The 18,947-nt window shown below is 64.9% G+C and carries 17 protein-coding genes and 1 pseudogene; 10 read left to right on the forward strand and 8 right to left on the reverse strand.

Going from position 1 to position 18,947, the window contains the following annotated elements; translation table 11 throughout:
* The first annotated feature begins 271 nt into the window (after positions 1-271).
* The 3 genes from QTI66_RS17010 to QTI66_RS17020 are packed head-to-tail and all read left to right on the forward strand — an operon-like array spanning position 272 to position 4,904.
* Entirely contained in the window at positions 272-3,103 is a 2,832-nt protein-coding gene (locus tag QTI66_RS17010; RefSeq protein ID WP_286561011.1) for a xanthine dehydrogenase family protein molybdopterin-binding subunit, read from the forward strand.
* Positions 3,100-3,654, forward strand: a complete 555-nt coding sequence (locus QTI66_RS17015; RefSeq protein ID WP_286561012.1) for a (2Fe-2S)-binding protein — start codon at positions 3,100-3,102, stop codon at positions 3,652-3,654. Before QTI66_RS17010 ends, QTI66_RS17015 begins: the two co-directional genes overlap by 4 nt.
* Positions 3,655-3,656: 2 nt before the next feature.
* Positions 3,657-4,904 carry a c-type cytochrome gene (locus QTI66_RS17020; RefSeq protein ID WP_286561013.1) on the forward strand — a complete coding sequence of 416 codons (1,248 nt, stop codon included), beginning with the start codon at positions 3,657-3,659 and terminating at the stop codon, positions 4,902-4,904.
* 74 nt (positions 4,905-4,978) lie between these two features.
* Here QTI66_RS17020 and QTI66_RS17025 read toward each other — a convergent pair whose 3' ends face one another.
* Entirely contained in the window at positions 4,979-5,353 is a 375-nt protein-coding gene (locus QTI66_RS17025) for a response regulator (protein WP_286561014.1), read from the reverse strand.
* Positions 5,354-5,487: 134 nt separating this feature from the next.
* On the opposite strand from QTI66_RS17025, the gene QTI66_RS17030 reads away from it, so the two are divergent.
* Positions 5,488-5,691 carry a hypothetical protein gene (locus tag QTI66_RS17030; protein ID WP_286561015.1) on the forward strand — a complete coding sequence of 68 codons (204 nt, stop codon included), beginning with the start codon at positions 5,488-5,490 and terminating at the stop codon, positions 5,689-5,691.
* 15 nt (positions 5,692-5,706) lie between these two features.
* Positions 5,707-6,921, forward strand: a complete 1,215-nt coding sequence (locus QTI66_RS17035; protein WP_286561016.1) for a GAF domain-containing sensor histidine kinase — start codon at positions 5,707-5,709, stop codon at positions 6,919-6,921.
* 63 nt (positions 6,922-6,984) lie between these two features.
* On the opposite strand, the pseudogene QTI66_RS17040 reads toward QTI66_RS17035, so the two are convergent.
* From QTI66_RS17040 to QTI66_RS17065, 6 genes and pseudogenes are all read right to left on the reverse strand, one after another.
* Positions 6,985-7,173: pseudogene (locus QTI66_RS17040) on the reverse strand (phage tail protein); the annotation flags it as partial.
* Between the two features lie 285 nt (positions 7,174-7,458).
* Entirely contained in the window at positions 7,459-7,818 is a 360-nt protein-coding gene (locus QTI66_RS17045; RefSeq protein ID WP_286561017.1) for a response regulator, read from the reverse strand.
* Positions 7,819-7,883: 65 nt separating this feature from the next.
* Entirely contained in the window at positions 7,884-9,083 is a 1,200-nt protein-coding gene (locus tag QTI66_RS17050; RefSeq protein WP_286561018.1) for a hybrid sensor histidine kinase/response regulator, read from the reverse strand.
* Positions 9,073-9,678 carry a chemotaxis protein CheB gene (locus QTI66_RS17055; protein WP_286561019.1) on the reverse strand — a complete coding sequence of 202 codons (606 nt, stop codon included), beginning with the start codon at positions 9,676-9,678 and terminating at the stop codon, positions 9,073-9,075. Before QTI66_RS17055 ends, QTI66_RS17050 begins: the two co-directional genes overlap by 11 nt.
* Positions 9,675-10,538: a CheR family methyltransferase gene (locus QTI66_RS17060; RefSeq protein ID WP_353506201.1), complete on the reverse strand. Its 864-nt coding sequence runs from the start codon at positions 10,536-10,538 to the stop codon at positions 9,675-9,677. Before QTI66_RS17060 ends, QTI66_RS17055 begins: the two co-directional genes overlap by 4 nt.
* Positions 10,535-14,014, reverse strand: coding sequence for a response regulator (locus QTI66_RS17065; protein WP_286561020.1), 3,480 nt, complete (start codon positions 14,012-14,014; stop codon positions 10,535-10,537). The genes QTI66_RS17060 and QTI66_RS17065 overlap by 4 nt, the downstream gene beginning before the upstream one ends.
* Positions 14,015-14,855: 841 nt before the next feature.
* Here QTI66_RS17065 and QTI66_RS17070 point away from each other — a divergent pair.
* The 5 genes from QTI66_RS17070 to QTI66_RS17090 all read left to right on the forward strand — a co-directional run bounded on the left by QTI66_RS17070 (position 14,856) and on the right by QTI66_RS17090 (position 17,586).
* Positions 14,856-15,260, forward strand: coding sequence for a VOC family protein (locus QTI66_RS17070; RefSeq protein WP_286561021.1), 405 nt, complete (start codon positions 14,856-14,858; stop codon positions 15,258-15,260).
* Positions 15,261-15,348: 88 nt separating this feature from the next.
* The gene (locus QTI66_RS17075) at positions 15,349-15,891 is read left to right on the forward strand and encodes a hypothetical protein (protein ID WP_286561022.1); all 543 of its coding nucleotides are present in this window, start codon (positions 15,349-15,351) and stop codon (positions 15,889-15,891) included.
* 1 nt (position 15,892) lies between these two features.
* On the forward strand, positions 15,893-16,300 hold the full coding sequence (locus QTI66_RS17080; protein WP_286561023.1) for an iron chaperone: 408 nt from the start codon (positions 15,893-15,895) through the stop codon (positions 16,298-16,300).
* Positions 16,301-16,316: 16 nt separating this feature from the next.
* Positions 16,317-16,802, forward strand: coding sequence for a RidA family protein (locus QTI66_RS17085; protein ID WP_286561024.1), 486 nt, complete (start codon positions 16,317-16,319; stop codon positions 16,800-16,802).
* Between the two features lie 91 nt (positions 16,803-16,893).
* A complete protein-coding gene (locus QTI66_RS17090) occupies positions 16,894-17,586 on the forward strand; it encodes a histidine phosphatase family protein (protein WP_286561025.1) in 693 nt (230 codons plus the stop codon).
* Positions 17,587-17,593: 7 nt separating this feature from the next.
* Here the strand turns inward: QTI66_RS17090 and QTI66_RS17095 are convergent, their stop codons facing one another.
* Positions 17,594-18,925, reverse strand: a complete 1,332-nt coding sequence (locus QTI66_RS17095) for a tetratricopeptide repeat protein (RefSeq protein WP_286561026.1) — start codon at positions 18,923-18,925, stop codon at positions 17,594-17,596.
* Positions 18,926-18,947: the final 22 nt, after the last annotated feature.

Consider the following 18,947-nt stretch of genomic DNA (forward strand, 5'->3'; position numbering starts at 1 on the left):
AACTTGATGGGATTGGGCATGCATTGCGTCTTGGTGTGTCCTGATTCGCGCGACAGGCGTGTTGATAGAAGTGCTACGACTGTGACCGCAAATCACCATTTAAGACAAATTGGTGAACAAGCACACCTGCTCGAATTTTCTTTGCTTCTTTTCGACGCGGCAGCGACACTCGCAGCGACCGAAATGAATGGGTCCCCAGTACCCATGGCAGCGCCGCTGCTGCTTCGGTCTGTCGCCAGCCCCTGCTGGCTAAAAGAAGGAGAGGGTATCGATGAAACAAAGCGCTGACGTCACTCGGCGCGGGTTGCTCAAACTGGGCGGTGCCACAGGCATCTCCGTTTGGCTGGCTCCGCTATTCAGTCCCGCCTACGCGGCACTGTTCGAGGACAAACTCCTCACGCCAATTGCCTGGAACGGCGTTGACGGATCGGTCAAGTTCCGCATTGACGGAACGGCCAAGGTTGCTGGCGAGAAAATCTTCGCCTGCGACATCCGGTCAAGGGACTTGCCGCATTGGCCGCAGAAGCAATCCCACGCGCTCTTGCTGCGCGCGGCCTTTGCGGACCGCATCTTCACCGGCGTCGATCTCGCCGCCCTGGGTGAAGACCTCAAGCCGGACCGACTGGTCACCGCCGAAGACCTGGCACGCGACCGCGTCGCCTTTCCGGCCTTCTATGGCGAAGACATGCTGTTGCCCACCGGCAAGACGCCGGCCTATCTGGGCCACGCCGTGGCACTGCTCATCTATCACGACTTCGCGCGCTTTCGCTACGCCAAGGAAAGGCTGCGCGGCCTGAAGGACGTGGTGCGCGGCGGCAACGTCACCGGTCCGCTCGAGCGCGCGCCCTATGCCGGCTTTCGCTACGTTCGCGTGAGCGGCGACACACCCGGCTCCGAAGACAAGTTCTCGCCGCTGAAAGACACGGTGCTCTTCCCCGCGTCCTTCAACAAGACAAAGCCCGTGTGGCCCGACGCGGTCATGGGCGGCAAGCTCAACGAGACCGGCATGGCCCATGCAAAGGCCATCGCTGACGAAATCGGCAAGGGCGGCGACGACCTGCTGGTGCTCGATCGCGAATACTTCTCGCAATCCATCGACACCGCCGCGCTCGAACCCGACAACGCCAACGGCTGGTACGACGCCGGAAACCAAACCCTGCACATGGTGGTGCCCACGCAAGGCCCGATCGAAGTCATGGAGTCCATGACGGAGATGCTTTCGAAGTGCAACTTCACCGTGAAGAAGCTCTTCCTGCACCCGTGCTACACGGTGGGCTATGGCTCGAAGGACCACTACAACTTCCCCTACTACGGCGCGATGGCTGCGTTTTATGCGGGTGGTGTGCCGGTGCGATTGGCCAATGACCGCTTCGAACAGTTCCAGACTTCGATCAAGCGCCACAGCATCCGGATGAAGTACAGGATTGCGGTCGACCGCAAGTCCGGAATGATCAAGGCGATGACCGGCGACTTCGTGCTCGACGGCGGTGGGCGGGTGAACTTCACGCCTTCGGTCACGCTGGTGTCCGCCACTTCGGCGCAGACCATCTACTACCTGCCCAAGAGCGACTTTGCGGCCGTCAGCATTGCGTCGCGTGCGGTCGATTGCGGTTCGGCCCGCGGCTATGGTGCCTTGCAGGCCATGGGCGCGACCGAGATGCTGATCGACGAAGTGGCCGAAAAGCTCGGCCTCGATCCGGTCGAGTTCCGGCTCAAGAACGTCATCAAGTCGGGCATGAAGAACAGCCAGGGGGCCGTGCCCGGCGGTGCAATCCGCGCCGACGAGGTCATGCTCAAGCTGCAAAAGCACCCCACGTGGACCGGGCGCGCCAAGAAGAAGACCGAGTACGAGGCCAAGAACCCCGGCAAGCGCTACGGCGTCGGCTTTGGCTGCACGCAGAAGGACTACGGCACGGGCGCCGAGTCGAACTTCGTCAAGCTCGAAGTCACGCCGGACGGTCGCATCCTGATGTGGCACAGCGGCGCCGAGATGGGCACGGGCATGAGCACGTCGCAAGCGGTCATGGTCAAGCATTGGCTCGGCCGCCCGGCCGATGTCATTGAAACGTCGGTGACCCAATGGTCCGAATTGCCGATGGTCACCAGCGGCGACCCTTACATGTCGCCACAGTCCCATCAGGACAAGGCGATTTCGGACCCGCGCTGGACGCCCAATTACTGTTCGCCTTCCAGCGCCAGCAACTCGGCGTTCTACTTCTCGCACGGCAGCTACGAAACGGCGCGAGTGCTGTTCGAGCATGGCCTGTGGCCGGCGGCAGTGGCGATCTGGAGCGCGGGCATCGGCGGTGGACAAGCGGCACCTTTTGTCGTGCGTCGCGACGCCGCACGCTGGAACAACGGCAAGCTCACCTGCGTCGGCATGGAGCCGCTGACGCTCGCTCGCCTGGGTGCCAAGGCGCACGAGATGGGCCTGGTGACCGGCGTGGTCGGCCATGTGTTCAATCGCTGGCAATGGGCCGAGGCCGACTTCGAAGTCGATGGCGAGAACCAGCGCCGCCCCATGGACGGCCTGGCCGTTCGCTACGGCGACAAGGCGCCCGAAGCCAAGCGCAAGAATGGCGCGACCGCCGGCGGCTACCAGTTCATCACGCGCAAGAAGGTGAACTACCCGCCGATCCAGCGCAACAACGCGGGCGTGACCTATTACGCCGCCATCGCGACGCTGGCTGAAGTCGCCATCGACACGGGCACCGGCAAGGTCGAACTGCTGTCCCACGACTCGGTGCTGGAGTGCGGCAACCAGATCGTTCCGCAACTGGTCTCCGGCCAGATCCAGGGCGGCGTGGCCATGGGCATCGGCCACGCGCTGCACGAATACATGCCGCTCTACGAAGACGGGCCCGGCAACGGCACCTGGAACTTCAACCGCTACACCTTGCCGCGCGCATCGGACGTGGCGGTCTGGAAGCAGACGGGTGAGGTACTGCCGGCGCTGTCGGACACCGATCCACCCAAGGGCATGGGCGAGGTGGTCATGATTTCGATCGTGCCGGCCATCGTCAACGCAGTGGCACACGCCATCGGACATCGATTCACGGAACTGCCTGTCACGGCGGAGAAAATCAGGGGGGTGCTGAAATGAGCACAATGCCGGCGGTCAAACCGCTCAAGCTCACGATCAACGGCAAGGAAGTCGGTCCGATGGACGTGCCGGACGGTTTGATGATGATCGACTTTCTCCACGAGTACGCAGGCCTCACCGGCTCGCGCATGGGCTGCGGCATCGGCGTGTGCCGGGCCTGCGTCGTCATCGTCGACAAGCCCGGTGGCGTGAGCGAGGAAACGCGTACCTGCATCACGGGCGCACATTACTTCGAAGGCAAGCAGGTCCGAACCGTCGAAGGCCATGCGCAGCGCAACGAAAAGGGCGAGATCGTCATGCTGTCGCCTGTGCAGCAGAAGTTCCTGGAGCACTACAGCTTCCAGTGCGGCTACTGCACGCCGGGCTTCGTCAACGGTGCGACCGTGCTCATGGAGCGCCTCAAGCGCCAGCCCGTCAAGAAGAGCCGACTCGAAGCGGAAATCACCACCGCGCTGGACACGCACCTGTGCCGTTGCACCGGCTACGTCCGCTACTACGAGGCAGTCAAGGATGTGATCCTGTCGACGCCCGGCCTGACGACGGAGGGATGAGCATGAAGCATCCCCTCTACGCATCCCTGGCACGGCTGCTCGCCGTGGCGGGCGTCGGCCTGGTCGTGGCCGCCTGCGGTGGCCCGACGGGCGACGGCAAGCCGGTGAAAGCCAGCGACGACCAGATCGCCCGCGGCAAGTACCTCGCCAAGGCGGCCGACTGCGCAGCCTGCCACACGGCACCGGGTGGCGCGCCCTATGCGGGCGGCCATCCCCTGGAGTCGCCTTTCGGGTCGCTCTATGGCAGCAACATCACGCCCGACCCCGAACATGGCATCGGCCGCTGGAGCAAGGACGACTTCTACAAGGCGATGCACGACGGCACTTCGCCGGGCGGCAAGCAGCTCTACCCGGCGATGCCCTATGCGTCGTATCGCGCCATGCCGCGTGAAGACGTCGATGCCGTCTACGACTACCTGATGCAGCAGCCGGCCGTGGCGCAGCCCAACAAGGCTGCCGATCTGCACTTCCCGTACAACGTGCGCTTTGGCGTCTGGTTCTGGAAGGCGCTGTTCCTGAAGGACGAACTGCCCGCCGCGTCGCAAGGCACATCAGCGGAGTGGACGCGTGGGCGCTACGTCGCCAATGTGCTGGGCCATTGTGCGGAATGCCATACGCCGCGCGGCTTCATGGGTCAGATGGACCTGGGGCTGCAGTGGCAGGGCGCGCAAATCGGACGCTGGCTGGCGCCTGACATCACGCCCAAGGGCCTGGCCGAGCGTGGGTGGACGGCGCGCGACATCGAGACCTTCATGAAGACGGGCATCTCTCCCCAAGGCTCCGCCTGGGGCGAAATGCACACGGTGATCGACCTGAGCACCCAGCACCTGACGGACGCTGACAGCAAGGCGATGGTGACCTTCATGACAGGGGACAAGCCCCTGGCGCCGCAGGCCCCGGTGGAAGATCCCGGCGCCGACCAGAAGTTTGCGGCCGGTCGCCAGACCTACCTGAACGTCTGCGCGGGTTGCCATGCGGTGAATGGCGAGGGCAAGGGCCACGTCGCGATTCCGATGGCAGGCAACTCGACGCTGCGACTGGGCGATCCGCGAAACCTGGTGGTGTCGATCATCGACGGCATCCCGACGCAGAAATTCCCGGGCCTTGAGCGCATGGAGGAAATGCCCGGCTTCGCCAACAAGCTGAGCGACGTCGAGATTGCGGATCTGACCAACTACCTGCGCGTCCGGTTCGGCGGCCAGCCGCCATCGGTGACGCGGGAGACTGTGGCAAAGCTGCGGCACGACTAGTCGCGACGCACGTTTTGTCAACCTGACCCGGTGCGGCGAAAGTCGCGTCGGGTTTTTTTGCGCCCGCCTCGCACTCAGGCCCGATCGGTGTCCAGGCAATAGTCGAAAAACTCGTCGAGCTGGGTCGACTTGTCGAAGAGGGCGTCGGCCCCGGCCTCCATGCACGCGGTGCGCGTGGCCTGGGTGGGGTAATTGGTCAGCACCACCACGCGCTGGTTGGGCTCGCGGCCGTCGCACCATTTGACGACGCCCAGACCCGTTCCTTCCTTGAGGATGAAGTCGACCACCGCCAAGTCCCATTGGCCCTTGTGCCTGGCGAGCCAGCCGATCGCCTCCTGCTCGGATTCGGCCGTGGCCATGACGCTGGCGGAGCCCAAATCGGCCAACGCCGGGATCAGGTTCTCCCGGATGCGGGGGTTGTCTTCCACCAAAAAAACTGCGAGGGCCATAGGGTGCTTTGAGAACGAGACGCGGTTGACTTTCTGGTAGTTTCAGACTAACGCGCCGTTGACCCGGGTCAGTGGGCGCTCAGGAACCTTCAGGGTAGGATGAGATCGACAAAGCTGCAGCGATGACCAGGCCTATGGACAAAACTCCCGAGCAGATCAAAGCCAGTTTGAAGTGGGAGGCCGCCTGCGAGCGGCTTGCCTTCGTGATGGCGCCGCCCGCCGGGCAGCCCATCGCGGGCGCACCCGACCTGGAATCGGCCATCGCGTTCGCGCAGGCCGCGCTGGAGGACATCCGGCGGGCTTTTGGCAGCGGCGACGCGGACAAGTCTCCTGCCTGAACCCCCATTCGCCCATTGACCGACCACGCCAACAGCGACAAGCCTGAAGACATCGCCCACGACGTGGCGGTGGTCGGGCGCATCAGCGCGGTGCCTTCGCTGCTCAAGCTCATTTGCCAGAACACGGGCATGGGCTTTGCAGCGGTGGCCCGCGTCACCGATGGCACGTGGACGGCCTGTGCGGTGCAGGACGACATTCACTTCGGCCTGCTCCCCGGCGGGCAGCTCGACGTGCGCACCACCCTGTGCCGCGAGGCGCGGGCGGCCCGCCAGCCCGTGGTCATCGACCATGCCAGCCAGGACCCGGTGTACTTCAACCACCATACGCCGCGGCTCTACAAGATCGAAAGCTACATCTCGGTGCCCATCGTGCGGCCTGATGGCGGCTACTTTGGCAACCTGTGCGCGATCGATCCCCGGCCGCGGGTTGTTTCGGACGCGCGTACGGTCACCATGTTCAAGGTCTTTGCCGACCTCATCGCGTTGCAGCTCGAAAGCGAAGACCACCAGAGCGTGGTCGAAGAGGCCCTGGCCAGCGAGCGAGCCAACGCCGAGTTGCGTGAACAGTTCATCGCCGTGCTGGGGCATGACCTGCGCAATCCGCTGGCGGCGGTGGGCGCGGCGGCAGAGACGCTGGTGCGCGGCAGCACCGATCCAAAGATCGTGTCGGTCGGCGAGCGCCTGCGCACCACGACGCGCCGCATGTCCCGCCTGATCGACGACGTGCTGGACTTTGCCCGGGGGCGCCTGGGCGCCGGCATGGGGCTGGAGGCGAAAGAAGTCCCGGACCTGGCCGAGGCGCTGCGCGACGTGGTGGCGGAACTGCACGAGTCCCATCCCGATCGAACCGTGGTCGACGCGATCTCGGTCGACCGGCCGGTTCGCTGCGATCGCGGGCGCGTGCAGCAACTGCTGTCGAACCTGCTGGGCAACGCTCTGACCTACGGCGCGGGCGACAGGCCCGTCATCGTCAGCGCCACGATCGAAGGCGACTCGCTGGTGATTGCCGTCACCAATGAAGGCGACCCGATCGAGCCGGAAAACCTTCCGCGTGTCTTCGAGCCGTATTGGCGCCCAGTTGCGAGCAAGCCGGGTGGAGGCTTGGGCCTGGGGCTCTACATCTGCGCACAGATTGCCGCCGCGCACGGCGGGCAGTTGCAGGCCAGTTCATCGGCAGAGTCCGGCACGACCTTCAAGGCCATGCTCCCGATCGTCCTGCCGCGCTCCTGACCGACGAGGTTACGGCCTCGGCGGATAGATGCCATTCACGCAGATGCAATAGATGGCGCCTGGTATCGGCTCCTTGCCCTGCAGGTTGGGAATGGCGAAAGTGGTTTTTCCATCGCCGCCATAGGTCGTGCCGAGCAGTGAAAAGAGGGCCGTGGCCTGGCTGATCTGGAGCAGCGACCCGTCGCAGAGCTTCCAGTTCTGGGGGGCGAAGTTGAAGGCAAAGAGCTGAATCTGTCCGAGGAACGCTTCCATAGGAGTCTTCCTTTTCGCCGCTGTTGGAGGGCAGGGGATGGTACTGCCGCACGGGCGCCGGTGGATGACCTTTCAGCGTGTTTTTCTCCCGTCGCCTGCGGCCTCATCTCTCTCCCCCGGGAGAGGTCGGGCTCCTTCTCCTCCCCCCTCCGGGGAGAGGTCGGGTGAGGGGCGCCGGGCCCAACCAAGCGGCAGCGACCTCTCGACCGCCGCATGCCCTCACCCCAACCCTCTCCCGGCGGGAGAGGGAGCGGGATCAGCCGTACCCCGGAGAGCGAGCGAGAGTCAGCCCGCGTGCGCGGAGGCCAGGATGCGGTCCAGCGCGCTGAAGTCGATGGGCTTTTGCAGGTGATGGTCGAACAGGCCCGGCATGCCGCCGGTCTCGCTGGCGGCATGGCCGGTGACAGCCACGATCAGCATGGATTCGGCACGGCCGTCGGCACGCAGTCGCTGCGCCACCACCGTTCCCGAAAAGTCGGGAAGGGTCAGGTCGACCAGCGCCACGTCGAAGCGTTCCTCGGCGGCGGCGTCGAGCGCCTGTTGTCCGGTGTACGTGCAGCGGGCGGTATGGTCTTGCAGGACCAGGAGCTCCTGCAAAAGATCGGCTGCGGCCTCGTTGTCGTCGACGATGAGCACGTTCAACACAATCTCCAACTGTCCAAAAATGTTAATTGTGCGCGTACGTAACGCGTCAACTTGTAGGAGAGGGGCTACTGTGGTGCACCCGGCATCGGCAGTTCCACACGAAACGCAGCGCCCAGTCCCGGCGCGCTTTCCACCTCGATGCGCCCCCCGTGGGCCAGCACGATCTGGCGCGTGATGTACAGGCCCAGCCCCAGCCCGGGCGCGCGCTTGCGGCTGTCATCGGTGCGCTCGAACTGCTCGAAGATGCGCTCCTGGTCCCGTGCCGCGATGCCCATGCCGTGGTCACGCACCGCCATGTAGCCCCAGCTGCCCGATGTGCCCACGCGCACCTCCACGGGCTTGCCGCCACCGTAGCGCAGGGCATTGGTCAGCAGGTTGGTCAGCACCTGTTCGATGCGGAACTCGTCCCAGATGCCGCGCACGGGCGCCGGTGCGCTCAGGCTGATGGCCGAACCCGCGGCTTCGGCTTGCTGCGCGAGGTTCTCGACCACGCCGCGGGCCAGCGCCGAGAGGTCGACCGGCTTGGGCTGGATGGACAGCGAGCCGCTGCGCATGCGCGTCACGTCCAGCATGTCGTCGATGAGGCGCACCATGTTCTGGATCTGCCGCTGGTCGCGGTCGATCATGGCGGGCAGGCGCTCTGGCGCGAAGTGGGTGGTGTTGCCCTTGCCAAGGTGGAGCTTGCGCACCTGCGTTTCCAGATACAGCGTGTTGAGCGGCGTGCGCAGTTCGTGCGACACCATCGACATGAAATCGTCGCGCATGCGCACCGCGCGCTCCAGTTCGCGCTGCGCGTTCTGCAGTTGCTGCACCAGCGCCTCCTGCTGCCGGTGCAGCGTGGCCAGTGCCTCCACCTCGCGGCCGAGCGCCTTGCGGTGCCGGTGCAGTTCGACGAACACGTTGACCTTGCTTGCCACCACGTGCGCGTCCAGCGGCTTCTGCAGGAAGTCGACCGCACCGCTTTCATAGCCCTTGAAGGCGTAGTTCATCTCGCGGCCCGCGGCGCTCACGAAGATGATGGGGATGTGCCGCGTGCGCTCAGTGCCGCGCATCAGCTCGGCCAGCTCGAAGCCGTTCATGCCCGGCATCTGCACGTCCAGGATGGCGAGCGCGAATTCGTGTGCCAGCATCAGGTCAAGTGCCTCTTCGGCAGAGCGCGCCTTGAACACCGGGCGCGAGTGCCCGCGAATCAGGGCCTCCAGCGCGAGCAGGTTCTCGGGCAGGTCATCGACGATCAGCAGCTTGCTTTCGACATCAATGGGCATGGTCGGTATCCAGGTCCAGCAGCAGTTCGCGCAGTTCGCGCAGAGGCAAAACGAAATCGGGGGTGTGAAGCGCCATGGCCGCGAGCGGCATGATGGGCACGTGGGCGTGCTGAGGGTCCTGCACGGCCGTGAGCCCGCCTGCAGCGTGAATGCGCAACATGCCTTCGGCGCCGTCGTCGTTGGCGCCCGTGAGCAGCAGGCCCGCGAGTTCAGGGCCGTAGGCATCGGCGGCCGAGGCCATCAGCACGTCGATCGACGGCCGTGAATAGCGCACGGGGGGCTCGCAGCTCAGCGAAAAGCTGCGGTCGCGCTCCACCGACAGGTGATAGCCCGGCGGCGCGAAGTACAGCGTGCCCGCTTCCACGAAGGCCTTGTCCTGTGCCTCGCGTGCAGGCAGCGGCAGCCGATCTGCAAAGACCCCCGGCAGGCGGCTCTCGTGCCCCTCCGGAAGGTGCAGCACCACCACGATGGGCAGGCGCCAGCACGCGGGCAGGTCCTCGAACAGCAGCGAGAGCGCATCCACGCCGCCGGCCGATGCGCCGACGACAACGAGCGCGGTGGTGCGATGGCCCAGGCGTTCAATGAAAGACGTCATGAGGCTTTGCGGAAGATGCGCTCGGCGCGCGACATCACGTCGAAGCGGTTGGCGTAGCCCGAAAAATCGATGCTCTCCTTGGTGCCCAGCCCCAGGAAGCCGCGATGCGACAGCGATTCGTGGAAGAGCCCCAGCGCCCTGTCTTGCAACGCCCGGTTGAAGTAGATGAGCACGTTGCGGCACGAGACGAACTGCGTCTCGGCAAACACGCTGTCGGTGGCCAGGCTGTGATCCGCAAAGATCACGTCGGCGCACAGCGCGGGGTCGAAGCGCGCGGCGTCGTAGGCGGCGGTGTAGTAGTCCGAGAACGCCCGCACGCCGCCCGCACGCTGGTAGTTGGCGGTGTAGTTGCGCACCGCCTCCATCGGAAAGATGCCCTGCCGCGCCTTGGCCAGCGACTCGGGGTTGATGTCGGTCGCGTAGATGCGCGTTCGCTTGAGCAGGCCCTCTTCGTGCAGCAGGATGGCCAGCGAATACACCTCTTCGCCGGTGCTGCAGCCGGCCACCCACACCGTGACCGAGGGGTAGGTGTGCAGCAGCGGCACCACCTGCTTGCGCAGCGCCAGGAAGTAGGCCGGATCCCGAAACATCTCGCTCACCGGAATCGTCAGGTACTGCAGCAGGCTGCTGAACAGCGCCGGGTCGCGCAGCACGCGCTCCTGCAGCACGGAGATGTTGGGAAGGTGCAGTTGCGACAGCGCGTGCAGCACGCGGCGCTTTTGCGATGCCCCGGTGTAGTCGCGAAAGTCGTAGCTGTACTTGAGGTAGATCGCCTCCATCAGCAGCCGTAGCTCGATGTCGGTGTTGCTCGGAGGTTCGCCCGAGGGCACGGGTGGCAGCGGGGAGGACGCCTCTCTCACAGCCGCTCCATCATCGGCATCCACACGCGCAGCAGCGAGAACAGGCGGTCGAGGTCGACCGGCTTGGCCAGGTAGTCGCTCGCGCCGGCTGCAAGGCATTGCTCCTGGTCGTCCTTCATCGCCTTGGCGGTGACGGCGATGACGGGCAGCTTTTCGAAGCGCGCGTCTTGCCGCAGGCGGCGCGTGGCTTCGAGGCCATCCATCTCCGGCATCATCACGTCCATCAGCACAAGGTCGATGTCCTCGACCCGGTCGAGCTTCTCGAGTGCCTCGCGCCCGTTGCGGCCGATTTCGACCAGGGCGCCGCGCTGCTCCAGTGCGCTGGTGAGCGCGAAGATATTGCGCACGTCGTCGTCCACCAGCAGGATGCGGCGGCCTTCGAACACGCGGTCGCGTCCGCGAGCCGTCTTCAGCATCGTCTGCCGTTCGCTCGACAGGTCGGATTCGACCTTGTGCAGGAAGAGCGTGACTTCGTCGAGCAGCCGTTCGGGCGAGCGCGCGCCCTTGATGATGATGGAGCGCGAATAGCGAAGCAACTCGGCCTCTTCGTCACGCGTGAGGTTGCGGCCGGTGTAGACGATGACGGGCGGAAAGGACACGATTTCTTCCGTCGCCATGCGCTTGAGCAACTCGCTGCCCTGCATGTCCGGCAGGCGCAGGTCGGTGATCATGCAGTCGAACACGCGGCTGCGCAGCAGGGCCAGCGCCTCTTCGCCCGACTCGACGGCGGTGATGATGATGTCGTCGTCGGCGATGAGCTTCATGACGCTTTCACGCTGCAGCTGATCGTCTTCCACCACCAGCACCGCCTTGACCTTCTGCGTGAGCTTGTCTTCGAGCTTGCGGAAGACGTCGCGCAACTGGTCGCGCGTGGTGGGCTTGCGCGCATAGCCGATGGCGCCCATGTGCAGGGCAGCTTCGGGGTTGTCGTGCGCCGACACCACGTGCACGGGGATGTGGCGCGTGCGCGGCTCATCTTTCAGGCGCTGCAGCACGCCGATGCCGGGGCCGTCGGGCAGGCGCATGTCCAGCAGGATGGCGTCGGGCAGGTAGTTCAGGGCCATTTCGAAGCCGTCGCGGGCGCCTTGCGCCACGAGGCAGCGGTAGCCGAGTTCGTGCGACAGGTCATACAGGATGTGGGCGAACTGGGGCTCGTCCTCGATCACCAGCACACGCCGCGTCGCGTCGCGCGGCAGCGTGCGGTCGTCGGCGAAGATGGGTGTGGCGGGTGGTGTCGGGGCAGGCGGGTGATGCGGCGGCAGCGCAACTGGCGCAGCGCTGCGTGCCTGCACGGGCGTGGGCGCGATCAGGCCTTGTCCGCCATTCGAGGCCGTCGGCAGATCGGCCGGCAGCGTCAGCGTGAAGGTGCTGCCCTTGCCCGCGACGCTGTTGACGCTGAGCGTGCCGCCCAGCAGATGCGTGAGGTCGCGCGAAATCGACAGGCCCAGCCCCGTGCCGCCATAGCGCCGGCTGGTGGTGCCATCGGCCTGGCGGAATGCTTCGAAGATCACCTCCTGCTGGTCACCGGGAATGCCGATGCCGGAGTCGCTCACGGCAAAGCTGGCGCCACCGCCCTGCGTGCCCGAAACGGTGAGCGTGATCTCGCCATGCTCGGTGAACTTGAGCGCGTTGGACAACAGGTTCTTGAGCACCTGCTCCACGCGTTGCCGGTCGGTGACCAGCGTCGTCGGTGCGTCGGCCTTGACCTCGACGCGCAAGTCCAGCCCCTTCTGCGCGGCTTGCGGTCCGAAGGTGGCTTGTGCGTTGTCGGCGATCCTGGCGATGGCGACGTCTTCGGCCACGAGTTCCAGCTTGCCGGCCTCGACCTTCGAGATGTCGAGGATGTCGTTGATGAGCACCAGCAGGTCGTTTCCCGACGAATAGATCGACTCCGCGAACTTGACCTGCTCCTCATCCAGATTGCCACGCGCGTTGTCCGCCAGCAGCTTTGAGAGGATGAGCGCGCTGTTGAGCGGCGTGCGCAACTCGTGCGACATGTTCGCCAGGAACTCCGACTTGTAGCGGCTGGCGCGTTGCAGTTCGATGGCGCGATCCTCGAGGTCGGCCTGCGCGCGGCGCAGTGCGGCGTTGCGATGGTCGAGCGCTTCGGTGCGCTCGGAAAGCTGGGTGTTGGTTTGCTCGAGTTCGGCCTGCTGGTTCTCCAGCGTGGCCTGCGAGGCACGCAGCGCACGCGACTGTTCTTCGAGTTCTTCGTTGGCGGTGCGCAGTTCCTCCTGCTGCACCTGCAGTTCCTCGTTGAGCTGCTGCGTCTCGGCCAGTGCGTTCTGCAGCTGTTCGCGATAGCGCGCCGCGGCAATGGAGCTGCCGATGTTGTTGGCGACGAGGTTCAGCAACTCCGTCGTGCGTTCGTCCGGCGCACGGGCCAGGCCCAGTTCGACCACGCCGTTGACGATGCCGTCGTTGGCGACGGGCAGCAGCACGGCCGCAGTGGGCGCCATCTGGCCCAGGCCGGTGTTGACCTTGAGATAGTCGCTGGCGAGCGGGTCGACCAGCATCATCCGCTTCTCGGCTGCAGTTTGTCCCACGAGGTTGCCGGTGGGCGCAAAGATCTGCGACTGCGCCTCGGCTTCGCTCGAAAAACCATAGCTGGCCGCCCGGCGCAGCGAGCCGTCACGCTCGCGCACGTACAGCGCGCCGACCTGGCTGCCCAGCTGGCGAGAGAAGAAGGCGAGCGCCTTGCGGCCCATCTCGCTGGCGCTGAGTTCGCCCACCAGGTCCGCCACCAGTTCGGACTGTCCGCCGCGCAGCCACGCCTGCTTCTGCAGCAACTCGGCATGCGCGGACTGCTCCTTGAGCACCACGTCATAGCTTTGCGACAGGCGCAACAACTGGCGTCTACCGAAGAAGGCCAGCAGGGCCGTGCTCACGACCGTGAAGAGCACGAACAGCCCGACGATCCACATGGCGGTGCGGTTGGCCGTGTTGTTGCGCTCGAAGCGCAGCGCCTGCTCCCTGTTGACGAAGGCGGTGAACTCCTCGCGCATTTCATCGGTCAGCCGTTTGCCCCGGCCCAGGCGAATGGATTCGTTGGCACTGTCGCCCGCGCGCCGCTTGGCGATGACTTCGCGTGCGAATTCGTTCCATGCGCTCTGGATCGAAATGATCCGGCCGATGCGATCGACCTGCTGCGGGTTGTCGGCGACCAGTTCGCGGAGCTTGACCAGTTCGCTGCCGATGCGCGGAAGCGCGCTCTCGTAAGGTTCCAGAAATGTTTCGTCGCCCGTGATGACGAAGCCACGCATGCCGGTTTCCATGTCGATCAAGCGGCGCTGGACCTCACTGGCGTTGCGTGTGACGCGGTCGGTGTGTTCGACCCAGCCGATGACGGAGAGCAAATAAACAATGAGTGCGACGAACACCACCGCACCCACCACGCCCCCTATCAGCGGAAGCGTCAGGTTGCGGCTCAGCAGGCGCTGGAAGTCTTGCTGGTCTATCGTTTTGGGGGTGTTCATGGAGCAGTTGAGTAAGCAAACCTTGTTGAGCGTGCCTGAGATCAGCCATGGGCGGTGTCGGATAAGGCCGCAATGGCTTGTCTTGAATTGCGCTCGTTCTGGTTTTCGAGACGATGGGCAATGCGAGGAGGAGCGCACGGTGCGGCCCGCCGGAAATTGCGTTTGGATGGTTTGCTCAATTCTTTTGCCGCACGCACGAACTCTTGCGGCTACGGATTTCTTTTACGAATTGATTTGGCTTTTTCTTAAAGACGCGCCAACAAGCCGGTAGCCAAAGCGCCGCCCCGGTGCCCTGCACGCCCGTCCGAAGATTTGGACAACAAATGTCACCGGACTGTGTGAAAGACAGTTCATTTGTATTTTTCCCGCAGCAGTGAAGGGCACATTGGCAGTTTGAAGGCCCATCCGCCCGAAGGAGCGCGCGTCAACTCTTTCAGATTTTTTGGGTGCAAAGGGCAACTGATGTCCGCAGCGGCGGGCATTGAAAGAGCCTTGTCACTTCACACTCACGTATTCGCTGGATTTGCCTCGCGAGACCTCATCTTTTTCGATGCTTTGAACGCGCATGCGCAAGGCGCTTCGGCTCTGCTTTTACGTTACACATTCGTTTTGACAGTGCAAGGCATGGATCGCAGTATCGCCACCCCTCTGCCCTGCTCGCGTTGACTGGATAAACCATGTGTTCGTTCTGGCGATTGGTGGACAACGCCGCCGTGATCTTCGAATCGCGCAGTTCTCGCTGCTCACCGCGGGGCATTGGCTTGCGCCCTGCCTTTGCATCATGAAGCGCTGAACCCATCGGATATACCGTTCGTCCAGAACAAGAAACAGGAAGCGCACGGTGTTCTCCCACATCTTTGTCAGCGTCGGCGATTTCGACAGGGCATTCTGGTTTTATGCGCCGTTGATGCGCAGCCTGGGCGTCGAGCTTCGATTCTTCGAACGGGACAGGCCGTGGGCCGGCTGGCACTGTGAAGGTGGTACGCGTCCTCTGTTCGTGATTTGCCACCCGTTCGATGGTCATCCGCATCATCCAGGCAATGGCCAGATGGTCGCGTTTCTTGCGGGCAGCAGGGAAGGCGTCCGCGCCGCTTATCGAACGGCGCTGGCACACGGCGGCATGGATGAGGGTGCGCCGGCCCTGCGCCCGCAATACCACGCCAATTATTACGGCGCTTACTTCCGCGATCCCGATGGCAACAAGCTCTGCGTGGCGTGCCACAACCCTGATTCACCCGGCGGCTGAGGCTTGCAGCCGGCCGCCGATCCCTTCGACAATGCATCGTTCAACGGGAAGCACGCTGGCTGACCGTTCAACCGATGGGAGTGCAGCAATGAGAGTTCTTGCCCTCTTTCTCCTCGGCTTGGTCACCTCGCTTGCTGCACTGGCACAGGACGAGGCGCCTTGGAAGGACCGTTATGGCAATCCGGTGCCGGACACCGAATCCCGGCGCTCCGTCGGCGGGCTGGCGGGTTGGCTGGTTGTCACGCCGGATCGTGATTGGCGCGAGAAATGGGAAACGCCTTCGGTGCTGGGCCCCAGCTTCAGGGAAGCCAAAAAGGTCGCCAAGGGCCAGCAGGCGCATGTGCTGGTGTTCTTTGCCAATCCCAAGCTGAACGGCGAAGGCCGTGCCGACCTGGCTTGCGACTTCGACATCGCCAAGCCGGATGGCACGAGCGCGTTTCGCCGCGCCGACGCCGTTTGCTTCAAGGGCACGATCGAGTCCGGCGCGCACAAGATGTACCTGGCGGGGCCGGTGGTCGATGTCGTCACCGAGGCCGGAGATCCGGTAGGCACGTGGACGGTCAAGGTGTCGCTGCGCGACAAGGTGCGCAACACGGTGCTGCCGCTCAAGACCACCTTCACGCTGGAATAGCATGTCGACGACGCGGCCCACCTCCGACAGCATGGACGACTACATCTCGGCCTTCTCGCCCGAGGTGCAGGCGGTTCTCCAGGACATTCGCCGGCTGGTGCACCGCTGCGCGCCGGACGCGCAGGAGGCCATCAGCTACCAGATCCCCGCGTTCAAGCTCAGGGGCGGCGTGCTGATTTACTTTGCCGCGTTCAAGAACCACATTGGCGTGTATCCGCCGGTGCGGGGCGACGCGCAACTGGAGCAGTCCGTGGCGCCCTTTGCCGGCGAGAAAGGCAACCTTCGCTTTCCGCTGAACCAGCCGATGCCGCTGGACCTGATCGAGCAGATCGTCCGGTTCCGGCAAGGGCAGATTCTTGCCAAGGCGGCTGCAAAGCGCGCAAAGGCACCCACAAAAGCCCCGACATGAAAGGACGGATGAGACCATGGCAAGAATAGAAGCACGGCTCGCTGCACTGGGACTGGCGCTTCCGGCAGCGGTCAAGGCGCCGGCCGGGGTGGTGCTGCCTTTCCGCTTCGTCCACATCGTGGGCTCGCGCGTCTTTGTCTCCGGGCATGGCCCGACGAATCCGGACGGCAGCCTGGCCGCGCCCCTTGGAAAAGTGGGCCGCGAACTGACGGTGGAGCAGGGCTATGCAGCCGCCCGCCTCACGGCGCTCGCCGCGCTGGGCAGCCTGCAGCGCGCGCTGGGCGACCTGGACCGCGTCACCGCGTGGACGCGCGTGTTCGGCATGGTCAATTCGGCGCCGGGCTTCAACAAGCAGCCCAGCGTCATCAACGGCTTTTCCGACCTCATCATCGACGTCTTCGGGCCGGAGATCGCGGCCCATGCGCGCAGCGCGGTGGGCATGGCGGAACTGCCCTTCGACATTCCGGTGGAAGTGGAGGCCGAGGTCGCCATCGACGTGTAGTTCCAGCCACAGTCGCGGGGCCTGACACGGCCACGTCTTGTAAAAGCGGCATCCTCAGGGTCCGGTGTTCACCGAAGTGTGGACAATGTCAATGAAGATGCCAACTGACCTCATCCTGATTCGCCACGGCGAGACCGACTGGAATCGCGAACTGCGATTCCAGGGCCACGTCGACGTTCCTCTCAACGACATCGGCCACGAGCAGGCCCGGCGGCTCGGGCTGCGCATGGCGGGCGTCAGCGCGCAGCATCTGGTGTGCAGCGACCTCATGCGCTGCCAGCAAACCGCCGCGCCCACGTCGCTGCAACTGTCGCTGCCCATCGTGACGACGGCGGCGTTGCGCGAGCAGCACTTCGGCGTGGTCGAGGGCATGCGGGCGGACGAAATCCAGGCGCAACACCCGCGCGCGTGGGAAGACTGGCTCAAGTTCCAGGAAGACAACGCCATGCCTGACGGCGAGTCGGCGCGGCAGTTCCACACGCGCATTCTTGCGGCGCTGACGGACATCGTCGCGGCGCACGCCGGGCAGACGGTGCTGGTGTTCACGCACGGCGGTGCACTCGACATGGTGTGGCGCACGGCGCGCGGCATCGGCCTGAACGGCCCGCGGCAAAGCGAGATCCCCAATGCCGGCTACAACCGCATCCGCATCGGCGATACCGCGGACATGACGAAGATCGACATCGTCGAATGGGCGGACACGCGCCATCTGGCCGATCTGCCGGCACAGCCGACCTACGACCAGAAGCGCTACGTGGCGAGCAAGGCCGAGGAAGGCGCTTGACGGCGTTCTAGATGGTGGAAGGCAGCGCCAGCGCTGCGTAGACGGCCGAGGTCTGGCGCCGCAGCCTTTGCGACTGCGGCTGTCCGTTGAGCTGGCGTTGCAGGATGCCTTGCGCACTCGTCAGCGTGGCCTCGGTGCCGCTTCGCACCAAGGCGTCGAGGTAGGCCTGCTCGAACAGGTCGCGCTGCGCGTGGCTGCCCCCGATTTCCATCAAACGCGGCAGGGCGGTGCCGAGCCCTTCGAGGGCGCCGGCGAAATCGCCGCGCGCGTGCGCCAGCAGTCCGCGCGACGCAGGCACGCAGACGCGCTCCCACGCAGCGCGCACGGAGGGTGGGGCCGTGGGTGCGAATCGCTCGATGTTCTGCAGCAGAAGGTCTGCTTCGGGCCGACCTGCGCGCGCCAGTCCGTACAGGTATTGCAGGTCGAGAAAAGGCAGCACGTGATCGTCGAGCCGCGCCACGAGATAGCTCGCGACGTCGGTCCAGCGATCACCCACGTCGATGCTGGCCAATTCGAAGCGCGCCAACAGGGAGACGGCGCCGATCTGGTCCTGCGAGTACGCCTTTTCGACGCCCCACACCTGCTGATCGTACACCGCGAGCGCTTCGGCTTCGCGGCCCAGATCGATCAGGAACAGCGCCACATGCCACCAGTTGTGGGTGACCATGAAAGAGTTGAGCCCGACCCATGTGTCGCTCGCCTCCTGCATGAAGTCGAGTCCTTCAGACAGCCGCCCTTCGGTGAGCATCACGTGGCCCAGCGCGTGGTGCGCCCACGGCTCCTTGCGGCGCATGGCGATGGCGCGGCGCGCCGCCGATTCGGCTTCGCGCATCAGGTGGCATTGCTCATAACCGAAGGCGGCCATGCCGTGCAGGTACGGCACGTCGCCCGCTGCCGGCAAGGCTGCCAGCGCGAGGCGCAGCATGCCGGGGCAATCGCCCGTGTTGAAGGCGTGGTACTGGCCGAGCTTGAGCGAGGCGAGGTCGCGCGGATGCTCGCGCGCCTGTTCGTGGTGCAGCGCAATGGCGCGCGTGATGTCGCCGTCGGCCCACGCGCCGATCGCGGCGATGTAGCGTTGTTCTCGCGGCGTGGCCGTCGCAGCGCCTTCTTGCGCGCGCCGCAGGAAAGGGCGCGCGTTCGCCACGGCGTCGCGCGATTCCGCGAACAGGTGCAGCGTGGCGCAGTAGGCCTGCACGATGGGGCTCGGGTCATCGGCCGCGCTCAGGATGTTGAGGGCGCGCGCCTCGCACGAGATGAAGCCCTCGACGAAGTCATTGACCGCATCGAGGCTGGTGGCGTCGGTCAGTTGCAGCGGATTGCCGAGGCTGTCTTCTTGCATGCATGCCATTGTGCCGTCCGCT

This window comes from Variovorax brevis (genome assembly GCF_030317105.1).
Classification (GTDB): Bacteria; Pseudomonadota; Gammaproteobacteria; order Burkholderiales; family Burkholderiaceae_C; genus Variovorax; species Variovorax brevis.